14 protein-coding genes and 2 tRNA genes are annotated in these 14,171 nt (G+C 67.3%); 11 read left to right on the forward strand and 5 right to left on the reverse strand.

The window, feature by feature from the left end:
* Window positions 1-248 precede the first annotated feature (248 nt).
* The 8 genes from QFZ27_RS20760 to QFZ27_RS20795 all read left to right on the forward strand — a co-directional run bounded on the left by QFZ27_RS20760 (window position 249) and on the right by QFZ27_RS20795 (window position 6,349).
* Window positions 249-1,643 (forward strand): ABC transporter substrate-binding protein, encoded by a 1,395-nt coding sequence (locus tag QFZ27_RS20760; RefSeq protein WP_429228328.1) that lies wholly within the window; start codon window positions 249-251, stop codon window positions 1,641-1,643.
* A 103-nt stretch (window positions 1,644-1,746) separates the two neighbouring features.
* Window positions 1,747-2,571, forward strand: a complete 825-nt coding sequence (locus QFZ27_RS20765) for a carbohydrate ABC transporter permease (RefSeq protein ID WP_429228330.1) — start codon at window positions 1,747-1,749, stop codon at window positions 2,569-2,571.
* The gene (locus QFZ27_RS20770; RefSeq protein WP_429228331.1) at window positions 2,568-3,446 is read left to right on the forward strand and encodes a carbohydrate ABC transporter permease; all 879 of its coding nucleotides are present in this window, start codon (window positions 2,568-2,570) and stop codon (window positions 3,444-3,446) included. The genes QFZ27_RS20765 and QFZ27_RS20770 overlap by 4 nt, the downstream gene beginning before the upstream one ends.
* 10 nt (window positions 3,447-3,456) lie before the next feature.
* Window positions 3,457-4,626: a mandelate racemase/muconate lactonizing enzyme family protein gene (locus QFZ27_RS20775; protein ID WP_429228332.1), complete on the forward strand. Its 1,170-nt coding sequence runs from the start codon at window positions 3,457-3,459 to the stop codon at window positions 4,624-4,626.
* Window positions 4,627-4,675: 49 nt separating this feature from the next.
* The gene (locus tag QFZ27_RS20780) at window positions 4,676-5,422 is read left to right on the forward strand and encodes an RraA family protein (protein ID WP_429228333.1); all 747 of its coding nucleotides are present in this window, start codon (window positions 4,676-4,678) and stop codon (window positions 5,420-5,422) included.
* Window positions 5,423-5,864: 442 nt separating this feature from the next.
* A tRNA-Pro gene (locus QFZ27_RS20785) sits at window positions 5,865-5,941 on the forward strand.
* Window positions 5,942-5,973: 32 nt separating this feature from the next.
* On the forward strand, window positions 5,974-6,264 hold the full coding sequence (locus tag QFZ27_RS20790) for an ETC complex I subunit (RefSeq protein WP_138893450.1): 291 nt from the start codon (window positions 5,974-5,976) through the stop codon (window positions 6,262-6,264).
* Window positions 6,265-6,272: 8 nt separating this feature from the next.
* Window positions 6,273-6,349: transfer RNA gene (locus tag QFZ27_RS20795), tRNA-Arg, on the forward strand.
* Window positions 6,350-6,362: 13 nt separating this feature from the next.
* On the opposite strand, the gene QFZ27_RS20800 is transcribed toward QFZ27_RS20795, so the two are convergent.
* The 3 genes from QFZ27_RS20800 to QFZ27_RS20810 all read right to left on the reverse strand — a co-directional run bounded on the left by QFZ27_RS20800 (window position 6,363) and on the right by QFZ27_RS20810 (window position 10,886).
* The gene (locus QFZ27_RS20800) at window positions 6,363-8,201 is read right to left on the reverse strand and encodes a calcium-binding protein (protein ID WP_429228334.1); all 1,839 of its coding nucleotides are present in this window, start codon (window positions 8,199-8,201) and stop codon (window positions 6,363-6,365) included.
* A 123-nt stretch (window positions 8,202-8,324) separates the two neighbouring features.
* Complete coding sequence (locus tag QFZ27_RS20805) at window positions 8,325-10,148, reverse strand: calcium-binding protein (protein ID WP_429228335.1); 1,824 nt, start codon at window positions 10,146-10,148, stop codon at window positions 8,325-8,327.
* 159 nt (window positions 10,149-10,307) lie between these two features.
* On the reverse strand, window positions 10,308-10,886 hold the full coding sequence (locus QFZ27_RS20810) for a LexA family transcriptional regulator (RefSeq protein WP_429228336.1): 579 nt from the start codon (window positions 10,884-10,886) through the stop codon (window positions 10,308-10,310).
* A 175-nt stretch (window positions 10,887-11,061) separates the two neighbouring features.
* Between QFZ27_RS20810 and QFZ27_RS20815 the strand changes: the two genes are divergently transcribed.
* A complete protein-coding gene (locus tag QFZ27_RS20815; RefSeq protein WP_429228337.1) occupies window positions 11,062-11,394 on the forward strand; it encodes a hypothetical protein in 333 nt (110 codons plus the stop codon).
* Window positions 11,391-11,897 carry a hypothetical protein gene (locus QFZ27_RS20820; protein WP_429228338.1) on the forward strand — a complete coding sequence of 169 codons (507 nt, stop codon included), beginning with the start codon at window positions 11,391-11,393 and terminating at the stop codon, window positions 11,895-11,897. The genes QFZ27_RS20815 and QFZ27_RS20820 overlap by 4 nt, the downstream gene beginning before the upstream one ends.
* Before the next feature lie 155 nt (window positions 11,898-12,052).
* On the opposite strand, the gene QFZ27_RS20825 is transcribed toward QFZ27_RS20820, so the two are convergent.
* A complete protein-coding gene (locus QFZ27_RS20825; protein WP_429228339.1) occupies window positions 12,053-12,346 on the reverse strand; it encodes a hypothetical protein in 294 nt (97 codons plus the stop codon).
* Window positions 12,347-12,610: 264 nt separating this feature from the next.
* Here QFZ27_RS20825 and QFZ27_RS20830 point away from each other — a divergent pair, with 264 nt between their 5' ends.
* On the forward strand, window positions 12,611-13,063 hold the full coding sequence (locus QFZ27_RS20830) for a DUF6456 domain-containing protein (protein ID WP_429228340.1): 453 nt from the start codon (window positions 12,611-12,613) through the stop codon (window positions 13,061-13,063).
* 120 nt (window positions 13,064-13,183) lie between these two features.
* Here the strand turns inward: QFZ27_RS20830 and QFZ27_RS20835 are convergent, their stop codons facing one another.
* Window positions 13,184-14,080 carry a LysR family transcriptional regulator gene (locus QFZ27_RS20835; protein WP_429228341.1) on the reverse strand — a complete coding sequence of 299 codons (897 nt, stop codon included), beginning with the start codon at window positions 14,078-14,080 and terminating at the stop codon, window positions 13,184-13,186.
* Window positions 14,081-14,171 lie beyond the last annotated feature (91 nt).

Below are 14,171 nucleotides of genomic sequence, written 5' to 3' on the forward strand. Positions count from 1 at the left end.
GCGGAGTCAGGCTCGGCCGCAGCCGCCACTTCGATTAAGTCCATGCCGACCAAAGATCCAGAGGCCCTATTGACCTTTACCAGTTTCGGACGCTAGCATTCACTTATCAGACGAGTCGATAAGTAGATAAGCGTGATCAAGCGCAACTGTCCGGACTCGCGCTGCCTTCGCACGGCGGGGAGGAACAATGCGATTTCGAAGACATCCGTTGCCTGCGCTCCGTCTGATGCGGTGAGCCGTGTTCGGCAATGCGCTCGTCGAGCGATCGAGACCGGACATCATCAGAAATCCCATCCTCGCCGGGAGGAGGATCGCGGTTTCGTAGAACCATCAACGATGAAAAGGGAGGGAGACGAATGTCCTTCACGTTTTCGCGGCGTGGGTTTCTCGGTGGGTCCGCAGCGCTGCTCGGCACCACCACGCTTTCGGCCCCGCATATCGCGCGGGCAGCAGCGGGAGATGAGATCCGCGCCCTGCTGATCACCGGCGGCCCTCTCTATCCGAAGTATTGGGAGAGGATCGTCAGCGAATTCACCCAGAAGACCGGCATCCGGGTCAAATACGACCTGCTCGAATTCACGCCGCTGACGACGAAGGTGGTCACCCTCGGTGCCGCCCGCAGCGACCTCTACGACGTGTTCAGCACGCATACGGCGCAGATCGATTCCTTTTTCAATTATTTCAGCCCGCTCAACGACTATTTTTCGGCCGATGAGCTGAAGGATTTCTATCAGGTTGGCGTCGACTATCTTATCTCCCCGAAGACCAAGGCGCTCGCGGCCATTCCGCGCAACATGGACTCTCGGACGCAATACTACCGGTCCGATGTCTATGCCGAGCACGGGCTGAAGGCGGCGGTGACCTGGGAGGACATGGTCGATGTCGGCCGCAAGCTTACCGGGAATGGCTATTATGGCCTCGTCGTGCCCGGCCAGGGCGATCCGGCGCAGCGCACCTTCAGCGACCTGCTGTGGCAGGCCGGCGGCGACTGGGTCGACGAGGCCAACAAGCCCTCGTTCAACGCCGCACCGGGCATCGAGGCGCTGACCTACTATCGCGACCTGATCCACAAGTGGAAGGTCGTGCCGCCGGACACGGTCTCCTATCAGTGGAACGAGAACTCGACCCAGTTCTCGTCGGGCGCCGCCATGTCCACTTTCGACTGGCCGGGGGCTTTCGCCACGCTGTCCAATCCGGAGACGTCGAAGGTCGTCGGCAAGTGGGCAACCGCGCCATATATCCGGAACAAGGCGGCGATCTCCTGCGCCATCTCGCACGCCATGGCCCTGAACAGCCTGTCGAAGCGCAAGGACCCGGCGGTCGAATTCATCAAGTATACGGTGAGCCCGGAGGCGCAGCTCCTGAATTTCAACGAATATTCGAACTTCCCGAGCCGGATTTCGGTCGCCAAGCAGGTCGTCGCGCAGGCAAGTGGCGCCGAGGCGGAGTGGCTGTCCCAGCTCGAGCAGACGATCGCCACCGGCAAGGAATGGCCCAAGCTGCCCGGCTTCTCGCGGGTCTGCACACTCATGTTCTCGACCATCGAGCGGGCGCTCAGCAACCAGGCCACGCCGGAGGATGCGCTCAACCAGGCTGCCGCCGAAGCCCTGCAGATCATGACGCAGGCGGGGGCCTACGATTAGCATGACAGCCGCAGTCCGGCCGGCGGGGCGCCGGTGGCGAGGGTCGCCGCTGGCGCCGTCCTGGCGAACAGGCTACCTGCTCGCGAGCCCGGCGCTGATCGCGATGATCGCGATCCTGATCTACCCTCTGGGCTACTCCTTCATCATGAGCTTCACCCGATGGGACCTGTCCGCCCCGTCGCAGGCGTTCATCGGCTTGTCGAACTATCGCGATATGCTGACCAATCTGGGCTTCCAGCAGTCGCTGCGGGTCCAGCTGATCTTCTCGGTCATCACCATCACCATCGAGGTGGTGGCCGGCATCGGCGTCGCCGTCCTGGTGAATGGGCGCCTGCACGGGCTGAGGCTCGCCCGCACGCTGCTGCTGGTGCCGCCGATGATCGCGCCGGCGGTGGTCGGCCTCAACTTCCGCTGGCTGTTCAACGGCCAGTACGGCCTCGTCAACGCCGCCCTGCGGTTTCTCGGCCTGCCCGAGGCCCCTTGGCTGTCCGACCCCCATTGGGCGCTGGCCTCGGTGATGATCGCCGACATCTGGCAGAACACGCCGCTGCTGGTGCTGCTCTTCCTCGCCGGCCTGCAGTCGCTGCCACAGGATCCGATCGAGGCGGCAAAGGTCGACGGTGCCTCGCCCTGGGCGATCTTCCGGCACATCACCCTGCCGCTGATGCGCCCGGTCATCATGATCGCGCTGATGCTCCGCATCATCGACACCTTCCGGACCTTCGACGTGATCTGGCTGATGACGCAGGGCGGGCCCGGCGGCGCGACCAATCTCGTCACCGTCAACGCCTACCTCCTGGCCTTCCAGGGCGGAGCGTTCGGCCATGCGGCGGCCGTCTCCTACATCGCGCTGTTCCTGTCGCTGCTGCTGCTCGGACTCCTGTACGGCGTACCCCGGGCGCGGCGGAAGCTGGTGAGGCGGGCATGACCGGCGCCGTTGTCGCCGCGCCGGTCCGCCGCCGCCATCGTGCGCGCCGCCGTCGCGACCTCGGCCTCGCGGCGCGCTACGCCGTCCTGCTCGGGACGATCCTGCTGACGATCTTTCCGCTGGTCTGGCTCGTGCTCACCTCGCTGCGCGGCTCGGCGGACATTTTCGCCATGCCGGTCCGGGTGTTCCCGGAATCGGTGACCTTCGGCCAGTACATCGCGGTCTTCAGCCAGTACGGCCTCGACGACTATCTCTGGAACACGGTCATCGTGTCGGTGGCGACCGTGGTGCTGGTGATCCTGCTGGGCGTGCCCTGCGCCTATGCGCTGTCGCGCTTCCGGCTGCCCGGGGCGAGGGTCGTCCTCACCGTCCTGCTGATCATGCGCATGATCCCGGTGGTCGCGCTGGCCATCCCGCTGTTCGCGGTGTTCGCCTCGATCGGCCTGCTCGACACGCTGACGGCCCTGGTGCTCACCCACACCGCCGCGAAGCTGCCGGTCGCGATCTGGCTGCTGATGGGCTTCATCCAGGACGTGCCCCGGGAGCTCGAGGAATCGGCGAAGATCGACGGCGCGGGCACGCTGCGCCTCCTGGTGCAGATCGTGTCGCCGCTGATCGCGCCGGGGATCGGTGCCACGGGGGTGATCACCTTCCTGTTCACCTGGAACGACCTCCTGGTCGCGCTGACCCTCTCATCGTCGGAGGCGGCGCAGACGCTTCCCGTGGGTCTCACCAACTTCGTCTCCCAGTTCGGCATCGACTGGGGCGCGATGTCGGCGGCCGGCGTGCTGATGGTGATCCCGACCCTGATCTTCGTCTGGTTCGCGCAAGGTCTGCTGGTGAAGGGCCTGATGTCCGGCGCGGTTCGCGGCTGAGGAGCGAGACATGAAGATTACGAAGATCATTCCGTGGCTGGTGAAGGTGGAGCGCTCCTACTGGGGCGAGTACCTCTTCGTCGAGGTCAGAACGGATGAGGGGCTTTCCGGCTGGGGCGAGATCACGACCACGACCAGACCGGCCAACCGCGCCGTCGCCGCGATCCTGCGCCAGCTCAACGACCTGCTCGTCGGCGATGATCCGACCCGGATCGAGCAGCTCTGGCACAAGACCTTCCGCTCCTTCACCTATATGGGGTCGCGCGGCGCTGCCTCGCATGTCGTCAGCGGCATCGACATCGCGCTGTGGGACATCGTCGGAAAAGCGCGCGGGCTGCCGATCTACGAGCTGCTCGGCGGGGCGGTCCGCGATGATGTGCTGATCTACACCCATCCGGACCAGTCGAGGTTCACGTCGAAGGAAGGCGTTGTCGCCGAGATCCGGCGGATCCTCGATTCGGGACACACGGCCATCAAATTCGATCCGTTCCCGTCCTATGAGGGACGATCGAGCGACCCGCACGGCTATCTCGACGGCTACCTGTCTAAGAGGGGCGAGCGCGAGGCCGCCGAGCTCACCGCGCTGATCCGGGAGACCGCCGGGCCGGACATCGAGATCCTGATCGATGCGCATGGCCGCTTCGACGTGCCGACGGCGATCCGGCTCTGCCGGGCGCTCGAGGAGGCCGGCCAGATCGACTGGTTCGAGGAGCCGGTGCCGGTCGAGAGCTATCACGCGCTGCGTCAGGTGCGGGAGAAAGTCTCCGCCGCCATTTCCGTCGGCGAGAGGCTGCACACGCGTTGGGAGGTCGTGCCGATCCTCGAGAAGGAGCTGGCCGACTATCTGATGCCGGACGTCACCTGGACCGGCGGCATCAGCGAGCTGAAGAAGATCGCCACGCTCGCCGAGGCCTATTACGTCCCGATCAGCCCGCATGATGCGAGCGGCCCCATCAATGTGACGGCCGGCGCCCATGTCATGATGACCGTCCCGAATTTCTACCGGATCGAGACCAGCGACTGCGACCTCTCGCACTACGACAGGCTGGTCGGGACTCCGGTCGATAATTCGGGCGGACGGATTCACCTCGGCCGCGAGCCGGGTCTCGGCATCACCATGAACCTCGATTATCTGCGCGCCAACATGATCGACGGTTTCGGCGATCCCGAGGCTCGCTGATCCATCCCCTTGCCGCCGCCAGCGCGGCGGCCTTCCGACGGAGACGAGAGTGACCACGATCGAGATCAAGGATATCGCGCGCCCGCCGCGCGCGCTGTGCGATGCGCTGGCCGCGATCGGCACCGCGACGCTGTCGAGCGAGCTCGCCCAGCATCTCGGCATCCGCGACGCGCAGATCCGCGGGCCGCGGCCGCTGAAGAAGGGCAGGACGATTGCCGGGCCGGCGCTGACGCTGCAGTGCATGCCGAAGCGGGAGGATCTCTACGGCGCGGCCGAGTACGGGAACCCCGAGCTGCAGCTGCACCGGCACGTCATGTATCCGACCCAGGCCGGCGACGTCATCGTGGTCGACGCGCGCGGCGATCTCGGCAGCGGCATCTTCGGCGAGATGATGCTGACCTTTTTCGCCGGACGCGGTGGCGTGGGCGTCGTGGTCGACGGCTGCATCCGAGATTCCGCCGCGGCCGCCGAGCTCGATCTTGGGATCTGGGTTCGCGACGTGACCCCGAACTATCATGCCCAGACCAACATCATCCCGTTCGCGGTGAATGTTCCGATCGCCTGCTCGAACGTGCTGGTCATCCCCGGCGACATCATCGTGGCCGACGATGACGGCGTGGTCGTCGTGCCCATCGGGCTGGCATCGAAGCTCGTCGAGATCGCCGGCCAGCATACGGAATGGGAGGAGTTCACCCGTATTCGCCTGTCGGAGGGCGGTGACCTCCGGAAATACTACCCGCTCACCAAGGAGGGCGAGGCGGAGTACCGCGCTTGGCGCGACGCGCAGGGACGTTGAGGCGACCAAGGCCTAAGCAGATCCAGTTCGCTTCGGTCACCAGGGGCCCATTCAGCGCGCAATAAGAGAGTTATCGTGCGTTGGGGTTTAACGATTGACCCGATCGTCGCACATCGGTGTGTGTGAGCGTAGGCAGTTGCGGGTCCCCGATTTGAAGCTGAGTTTGTGATAGCGCGGCGGTAGGGCAGGGACGGGCGCGACCGCAGAACGCCATCTGAAACCCCAGGAGGGGAGTCGAGTCCAAAGTCGGCCTGCCTGCCACGACCTGGACCAGGGCCTTGCCTCGTACGGTGTAAACAAAGATGGAACATCGGTCGGGACCATGTCGGGACTCGTCACGTAAGAGGGCTTCGAAAGGTGCTGTTTTGTTCTGTTCGATCGAAGAGAAGCTCCTTGCCAACCTGCTGCAAAAGCTCTAGGAAACCTGCGGCGTTCGGGCCGACGGGGCGTAGCGCAGTCTGGTAGCGCGCCTGCTTTGGGAGCAGGATGTCGGGAGTTCGAATCTCTCCGCCCCGACCAGCCCGGCAGAACACTGGAGAGTCGGCCGAGCCATGCAGGCGCGCATCTATCGTCGTTCCAAATCCGCGATGCAGAGCGGCCGCGGCAAGGTCCAGGACTGGGTCCTGGAATACGAGCCCGCGACACCGCGCCGGCCGGAGCCGCTGATGGGCTGGGTCGCCTCGGGCGACACGCTGAACCAGGTGCAGCTGACCTTCCCGAGCAAGGAGGAGGCGATCGCCTTCGCCGAGCGCAAGAGCATCGCCTATTCCGTGCTGCCGGAGCACGAGCGCCGGGTGGTGCCGCGCAACTACGCCGATAATTTCCGCCCGCGGCCGCGCTGAGCGGATACGGCCCCGTAGCTCAGCCGGATAGAGCACCCGCCTTCTAAGCGGACGGTCGCTGGTTCGAGTCCAGCCGGGGTCGCCATCCTTCTCCCTCGCTACAGCACGAAGTCGCCGGCGACGAGGCCGATGGTGCCGGTCAGGGTAACGTTGAAGTCGGCGGTGCCGTTGCCGTTGACGTCGCCGGAGACGATGGTCCGGCCGGCGTCGTGCCAGTAGTGGAGCTGCCCGGCGACCCCGGTAAAGGCGGCGGTGCCGATGAAGCTGAAGGCCTGGTCGCCGGCGACCGTGAACCTGGCATCGATCCCCGCCAGGTCGATGCGGTCGCCCTGGGCATGGCTGAAATCGGTGATCCGGTCGGCATTGGCGCCGACCATACTGTCGCCGATGGCGGTGAACTGGAACCGGTCGCCCCCGATGCCGCCGGTGAGCGTGTCCTTGCCGCCGGATCCGGTGAGCACGTCGTTGCCGTTCCAGCCTTGCAGCGTGTTGGCATCGGTGTCGCCGACGAGGCTGTCGCTGCCCTGGCTGCCGGAGAGGTTCTCGATGCCGCTCAGCGTATCGTCCTGCGCTTCGCCGCCGCTGCCGAGGCCGGTGACGAGGCTGACCACGACCCCGGTCGCGCCGGTGTACCAGCTGGCCGTGTCGGTGCCGGCGCCGCCGTCGAGATAATCGGCCCCGGTGCCGCCGCGGAGCACGTCGGTGCCGTCGCCGCCATAGAGCGCGTCGTCGCCGCCCATGCCGTTCAGGGCATCGCCGCCGCCGAGGCCATTGATCTCGTCGGCGACGAGCGTGTGGCCGTAGAGCGTCTCGGCGTCGTCGGAGCCGGTCACCAACCCGTCGCGCGGGTCGACGATCTGGGTCCGGATCTCGCCGGTGGCGACGCTGTGCCATTGGACGACCAGCCGGCCGTCCTCCAGGGCGGCGACATGCGGGGAAATTTGGCTGCCCGGGCCGTCGGTGCCGGTGTTGACGGTGAACTGGCCGCCGACCCGTTGGCCGAAGGCGTTGAAGACTTGGCCGGCGATGTTGTGATCGGTTGCGTTGACGCCCGACGAGGAATCCGACCAGACGGCGACGAAGCCGCCATCCGGCAGGGCGACAACGTCGGGGACGCCCTGATGATGCTTGAAGGTCGCGTTGACCACGAACTCGGTGCTCACCTGCACGCCGTTTGCGTTGTAGATTTTGGCATGCACGCTGTAGCCGTCCTGGTCCTGCAACGTCGCCGACATTTCATCCCAGGCGATGACGAAGCCGCCATTGGCCAGCCCGGTCACGGCGGCCGGGATGTCGAAGGATTCGACGACGCCCGGCGGGTTGTTGACCTGGGTCGAGGCGGTGACGGCCGTGCCGTCTGCCTCGAACACGCGATACCGATAGTTGCCGCCGGTGGTGTCGAGCCAAGTGACCACGAAGCGGTCGCCATCGGCGATCTCGGCGATCGAGGGCGCCAGCTGGGTACCGGCGAGGGCGTCGCTGTTGACGATGCCGGCCCCAAGGATGTCGTCGCCGAACTGAAAGACCAAACGGTGACCGGTGCCGGACGAGGTGATCGCCCCCTGGCTCTCGGACACGGGGTTGGTGGCGAAGCCCTGTTCGGTCTGGAAGATCCCGCCGGCCGAATATTCTCGCACCCAGAGGTTGTTGCCGCCGGTGGAACTGGTGAAGGAAATGGCGAAGCCGCCATTCGCCAACGCGGCAACCTGCGGCCCGGAATGCTCACCGGAGATCCCGCTGCCGACCACGATCTCCGTACCGACCGGGCTGCCTTGCGCGTCGAAGCGCTGGGCCAGCACGCGCTGGGTATCGCTCGCATCCTCCCACACCACGACATAGCCGCCATCGGCGAGGCCGGCGACGTCTGCTTCCCTGACTCCGAGCTCGCCGTCGGTGGTCCCGACCACCTTTTCGCTGCCCCATTTCCGTACCGGCATGATGTTCCCTCCTGTCTGACCGGTGGCGGTGCCGCCGGTCAGACAGGAAGCGCAGCATGTTGTTTCATAACCGTGCCGAGCCGGTATCAGGATTGTGCCGACCGGGCGCCGCCCACGCCGATGTCAGAGCACGAAGTCGGCGGCGACCAGGGCGATGGCGCCGGTGAGCTGGATGTGGAAATCCGAGACGCCGTCGCCGTTGGTGTCGCCGGCGATGGTGGTGAGGCTGCCGACCACGGAATAGCGCAGTTGGCCGGCGACGCCGGTGTAGAGCCCGGTGCCGATGAAGCTGAAGGCCTGGTCGCCGGCCACGGTGGTCTTGGCGTCGATCGCCATCAGATCGATCTTGTCCGCCTGGCCGTGGCTGAAGTCGGTGATCAGATCGGCATTGGCGCCGACCACGCTCTGCGCCGCGCTGCTGTAGACGAAGCGGTCGGCCCCAGCGCCGCCGGTGAGCGTGTCCTTGCCGCCGGCCCCGGTGAGCACGTCGTTGCCGTTCCAGCCTTGCAGAACATTGGCGCCCGAATTCCCGACCAGGCTGTCATTGCCCTGGCTGCCGGAGAGATTCTCGATCGCGGAGAGTGTGTCGCCCTGCGCCTCCCCGCCGCCGCCGATGCCGGTGACGAGGCTGACCACGACCGCGGCCGAGCCGGTGTACCAGCTGGCGGTGTCGATGCCGGCGCCGCCGTCGAGCTCGTCGGCCCCGGCGCCGCCGCGGAGCACGTCGTTGCCGTCGCCGCCGTAGAGCGCGTCGTCGCCGCCGAGGCCGTTCAGGGCGTCGTCGCCGCCGAGGCCGTTGATCTCGTCATTGACGAGGGTATGGCCGTAGAGCGTGTCGGCGTCTTCGGTGCCGGTCACCACCCCGTCGCGCGGGTCGATGATCTGGGTCCGGATCTCGCCGGTGCCGCTGTGCCATTCGACCACCAGCCGGCCGTCGGCCAGCGCCGCGACATGCGGGAAGTACTGGCCGACCGTGCCGTCGGTGCCGGTGTTGACGGTGAACTGGCTGCCGACCCGGGCGCCGAAGGCGTCGAAGCGCTGGCCGGCGATGTTGTAGTCGTCGTTGTCCGTCCCCGCCGAGGAGTCGGACCAGACGGCGACGAAGCCGCCATCCGGCAGGGCGGCGAGGTCAGGGAAGAGCTGATCGTTCTTGAAGGCCGAATTGACCACGAACTCGTTGCTGATCTGGACCCCGTCGGCATTGTAGACCTTGGCGTGCACGCTGTAGCCGTCGCGGTCCTGCAGGAGGGCGGACGACTCGCCCCAGGCGATGACGAAGCGCCCGTCGGCCAGCGCGATCACGCTGGGGTTATGCGGGGCGGCGACGTGCGGCGAGCTGTTGGCCTGGATCGAGGCGGTGAGGGCGGTGCCGTCCGCGGCGAACACGCGGTAGCGGATGTCGCCGCCGTCGAGCCAGGTCACGACATAGCGGCCGTCGTCGATTTCCGCGATCGCGGGATGCGACTGGAGGCCGGCCGTGGCGTCGCTGTTGACGATGGTGCCGCCGATCCGGATGTCGGTCCCATCTTGGTAGGCCATGCGGTAGCCAAGACCATTCGTGGTGATCGCGCCCTGGCTTTCGGAGGCGGTGGGGTCGACGAAGCCCTGCCCGTTCAGGTAGCTGCCGTCGGCCGCATACTGGTTCACCCAGATGTTCTGGCCACCGGCGTCGCTGGTATAGCTGATCGCGAAGCCGCCCCCGTCCAGCGCGGTGACCTGCGGCAGGTAATACCCGGTGCCGGCGACTTCGCTGCCGACAACCACGATCTCCGCACCGACCGGGCTGCCTTGCGCATCGAAGCGCTGGGCCAGCACGCGCTCGGTGTCGCCGTCCTCCCACACCACGACATAGCCGCCATCGGCCAGCCCGGCGACATCCGCCTCCATGAAGCTGATCCAGTGGTCCGTCCCGACGACCCGCTCACTGCCCCATTTCCGCACCGGCATGATGATCCCCCTGTCTGACGCCCGCCGCCAAGCCCCGAAGGACGCGGCCGGCGACACCCCCGGATGGGAGATCAGGCCGGTCACAAAAGAAGCAGACCGCCGCATATACCACAGTGATTATGTCGAATGCGGGGCCGGAGGAGCCTGGAATGCGTCCGATCAGTCCCGCCGGACCCATTTCACCGGCACCACCCATTCGACCACCACATCCTCCATCGGCGGGGCGTTGTAGCTGTCGAGGGTGAAATAGCCGGGGCTGGAGCCGCGGCGCAGCACCTTGACGAAGGTGCGGCCGTCGGCGAGGCGGACCACGACCTCGCGGCCGATCAGGCCGGCCGGGTCGCCGGTGGTGTCGGCGCGGCGGTAGTAGATGGTCTCGCGCTCCATGTAGCGCGGGAACATGGAATCGCCCTCGACGATCACCGCCACGGTCATGTCGTCGGCCCCAGGCGGGGCCTCGACCTCGTCGATCCGCTCCGACGACGCATCGCCGTCGAACAGATGCACCTCGGCCCCGGCGCCGACCTTGCCGACCAGCCGCACGGTGCGCGGCGTGCCCAGCACCTCCAGCTCGCTGGTGCCGAAGGCCTCGGCCGCCAGCCGGATGTAGTCGGCGGTCAGCCGCCGCTCGCCGCGCTCGAGCTTGATCAGCTGACCGCGCGAGATGCCCATGGCCTCCGCCGCCTGCTCATGCGTCCAGCCCCGGGCCTGGCGCAGCCGTTTCAGTCCGTTCCCCATTCCGGGCATTTTATAGATCGAAATGGGTTTGTCATTCCCCATTTTGGGAAATAGCGACTTGACTCAGTTCCCCATATTGGGGAATAATCACGGCATGGCTTCCGTCCATTTCAAGCCAACGCAACGCCGAGCGAAATGAGGCCCGGCTGACCGCCCTCCCTTTCGGAGTTCCGTCATGAATTTCGCATCCACGCTTGCCGGCCCTGCGGCCGGCCTCGCCCTTGCCTTGACCGCCATCCAGCCGGGCCCGGCGATCGCCCAGGCGGAGAGCCCCTGTGCCCCTTACGAGATCGTCGCCGCGGCGCTGAGCGAGCGCTATCACGAGGCCCCGGTGGCGCGGATGCTGTCCGACCGCGGCTTCGTCATCGAGATCCTGGCGTCGGCCGACGGCACCACGGCCACCGTGCTCGGCATCCAGGCCAGCGGCACCGCCTGCGTGCTGGCGACCGGGTCGGCTTTCGCCCTGGTCAACCCGGCGGCGGCGCCGGTGCCGGGGACGGGTGCATGATGGGCGGCGAGGCCCCGCTCAGCGACCGCAGCCGGACGCTGTTCGCGATCATCGCCGCCGCGGCGGAGGAGGGGGCGGTGACACCCTCGACGGCCGAGCTGACGGCGACGCTGCAGGCCGCCGGCCACCGGATCGGCAGCAATCCCGGCCTGATCAGCTACGAGCTGCGCCGGCTGCGGTGCGCCGGCCTGATCACCGTCATCGGCCGCCGCCGGCGCATCTTCGAGATCGCCGCCACCGGCCGGCGCACGGTGCCGCGCCGGGGCGGGCCCAGCGCGACACGGACACTGGCCCTGGCCGAGGCGAAGGGCCGCCTCCGGATGGCGCAGGCGGGCTGGCCGCGGCCGACCAAGGACAGCGCCGCCAGCTACGACGCGGCGGTGCAGCGCCGCGAATTCGCCAGGCACGAGCATCCCGAGCGGTCCGGCCCGGTGGTCCGGATCAGCCCGCCGGCCCGGTGGTCATCGACCGGCTGCGCGACGGCGATGATGGCGGCCTGGTGAGGAGACCATTTGGTAATGCTACCGGCATGGCCGTCTGACGGCGGACTCGAGGCTTCCGGTGCTCACGGACTCAGACGTCCGCTGCGCGCCGGTTCTCGAAACCACCACCAGCCGACTCATGCCAGCGCATTCTCAAACGGTCTCCGGGTGAGCCCTCAGATGCGGGCGGCGGCCGGGCCGCTGAAATGGGCTTCGCAGAAGGCGGCGAAGTCACGGCGGAACTGCTCCAGCTCATAGGGCTCGGGCGGCTCCGCCAACGCCCGGTGCGTGATCGCGGCCAGGATGCAGTCGTGGATCCGGTCCAGGCTGCCGCCGTCGCGCGCGATCCGCATTGCGCGGGCGATCCATCCCACCTCCAGCATCGAGGGCCGATGGCCCTCCTGCCAGTTGAGCAGATAGATGCGCAGCCAGGCGTGGATCGCCTCGGCCTGCCTTGCGGATTCAGACATGCGACCTCCGGTCATCCCATGAGAGCAAGGGGGCGACCCTGGAAGTTGTTCCCGATCAAAGAGATGAAGGCGGCAGGATGCCGCCGCCATCGCGGACTTTCCGAACCGGCAGAGGGGCGAGATGGTGCGACGCAGGATCGGCCGCGACGGGGCGGCTGCGACCGGGAAAGAGATGCGGGAGACGCCGGAGCGGGGCCGGCATGCGGCGGGGATCGTCGACCGCCCGACCGGCACCGCGATCGGCGCGCCCCGGTCGGCCGCCTGGTGCAATCGCCGCTCGACCGGCTGGCGGCGCGGGGCACGATCAGCCCGCGCATGCATTCGGCCGGGCAGCGGCTGCGCGGCCAGTTCGAGATCGGCGTGCTGGGCGCCAGGGACCGCGACGGCGAGCTGCCGCCCGGCATACGCGGCACCGGCGGGGTGCCGACCCCGAGCGAGGTGCAGCTCGAAACCCTGCGTGCCTACAAATCGGCGATGCGCTGCCTGGGCGCCCATGTCGGCGCGGTGGTGGAAGCGATGTGCTGCCATGAGCAGGACGTCACGGTCATCGCCGCCAGGCAGGGCCGCATCCGCGACAAGGTGATGGGTGTGCTGGAGGACGGGCTGAAGACCCTGGCCGACCACTATCGCCTGACCGGCCGCGACGATCCGGCACCGGGAGCAGGGGAGGCCGGGCCGCGGCGAGGACCTCGGGCCCGGGCCAAGGGCGTGCCGTGACGGGGATCCTCCGGCATCGCGGGGCGTGGAGCGCCGTCCATGAGCCTGGACAGGGGTGATCCGGAGACCGAAGCCGCAGGCACTTGTCCATTGCAAGCGTCGCCGGCGACCTGCCGCGCGTCAGTCGCGCAATACAGACAGCCCCGCGAGAAGCGGAGCGTACGCGGCGAGCCTGCGGGATACGAACTCGGTGAAGAGCCGCACGCGCTTGGTCTTGCGTGTCTCCCCCTGCGTGAGAAGCCAGAGCGTTCCATGCATGTGCAGGTCGGTGCCCGGCACCCTCGCCAGCAGGGGGTCGGCATCCCCGACGAAGCACGGCAGTGTCGTCATCCCGAGCCCTTGCCGGACCGCCACGATCTGCGCCTCGCCGTCCGTGGCCCTGAACGGAACCCCCGTGGTGCGAACCTCACCCTCGCGGGCCCAGTCCGGGATGCCATGCATGCTTATGACGATCCACCGGATGGGATCAGTCGCACCGGCACGCCACGCGGCCAGCCGATCGCGAGACATGTAGACGCCGCCGAACAGCTCCGGTCCCTTCAGGCCGTGAAGATTGAGCGGCAGGGTTTTGCGGTCGTAGACGACGCGGATCGCGACATCGGCCTCCCGGTTGGTCAGATTTGCCAGCTCGCCGGACGACAGGATTTCCATCTCGATGTCCGGATGCAGACGCGCGAAATCGGCGAAGTCCGGCATCAGCAGGTGGGTCGCGAGGGGCGGCGCCAGCGTCACCCGCAGAAGCCCGCGCACGCTCTGGTCGCGGCCGAAGACGCGCGTCTCCAGCTGGTGCGACGACGCTTCCATCTGGTTCGCGAGCTCGAGGACCTCCTCGCCCGCAGCCGTCAGGCGGTAGCCCGAAGGCAGCTTTTCGAACATCTGCGCCCCGAGGCGTTCCTCGAGCTGGGCGACGCGTCGCAGCACGGTCGAGTGATTCACCCCGAGGCGCCCGGCGGCGGCCCGCACCGAGCCTCCCCGCGCGACGGCGAGAAAGTAGCGAACGTCATCCCAGTCGATCATGGTGCATTTCCGCGCCGCACGGTGCGGCTTCCAAAGCCCGTAGCTAGACCATCGTAACCTATGTCGGCGAGCGTGGCCCAATTTCCGAATG

The organism is Inquilinus ginsengisoli (assembly GCF_050434925.1).
Classification (GTDB): Bacteria; Pseudomonadota; Alphaproteobacteria; order DSM-16000; family Inquilinaceae; genus Inquilinus; species Inquilinus ginsengisoli_B.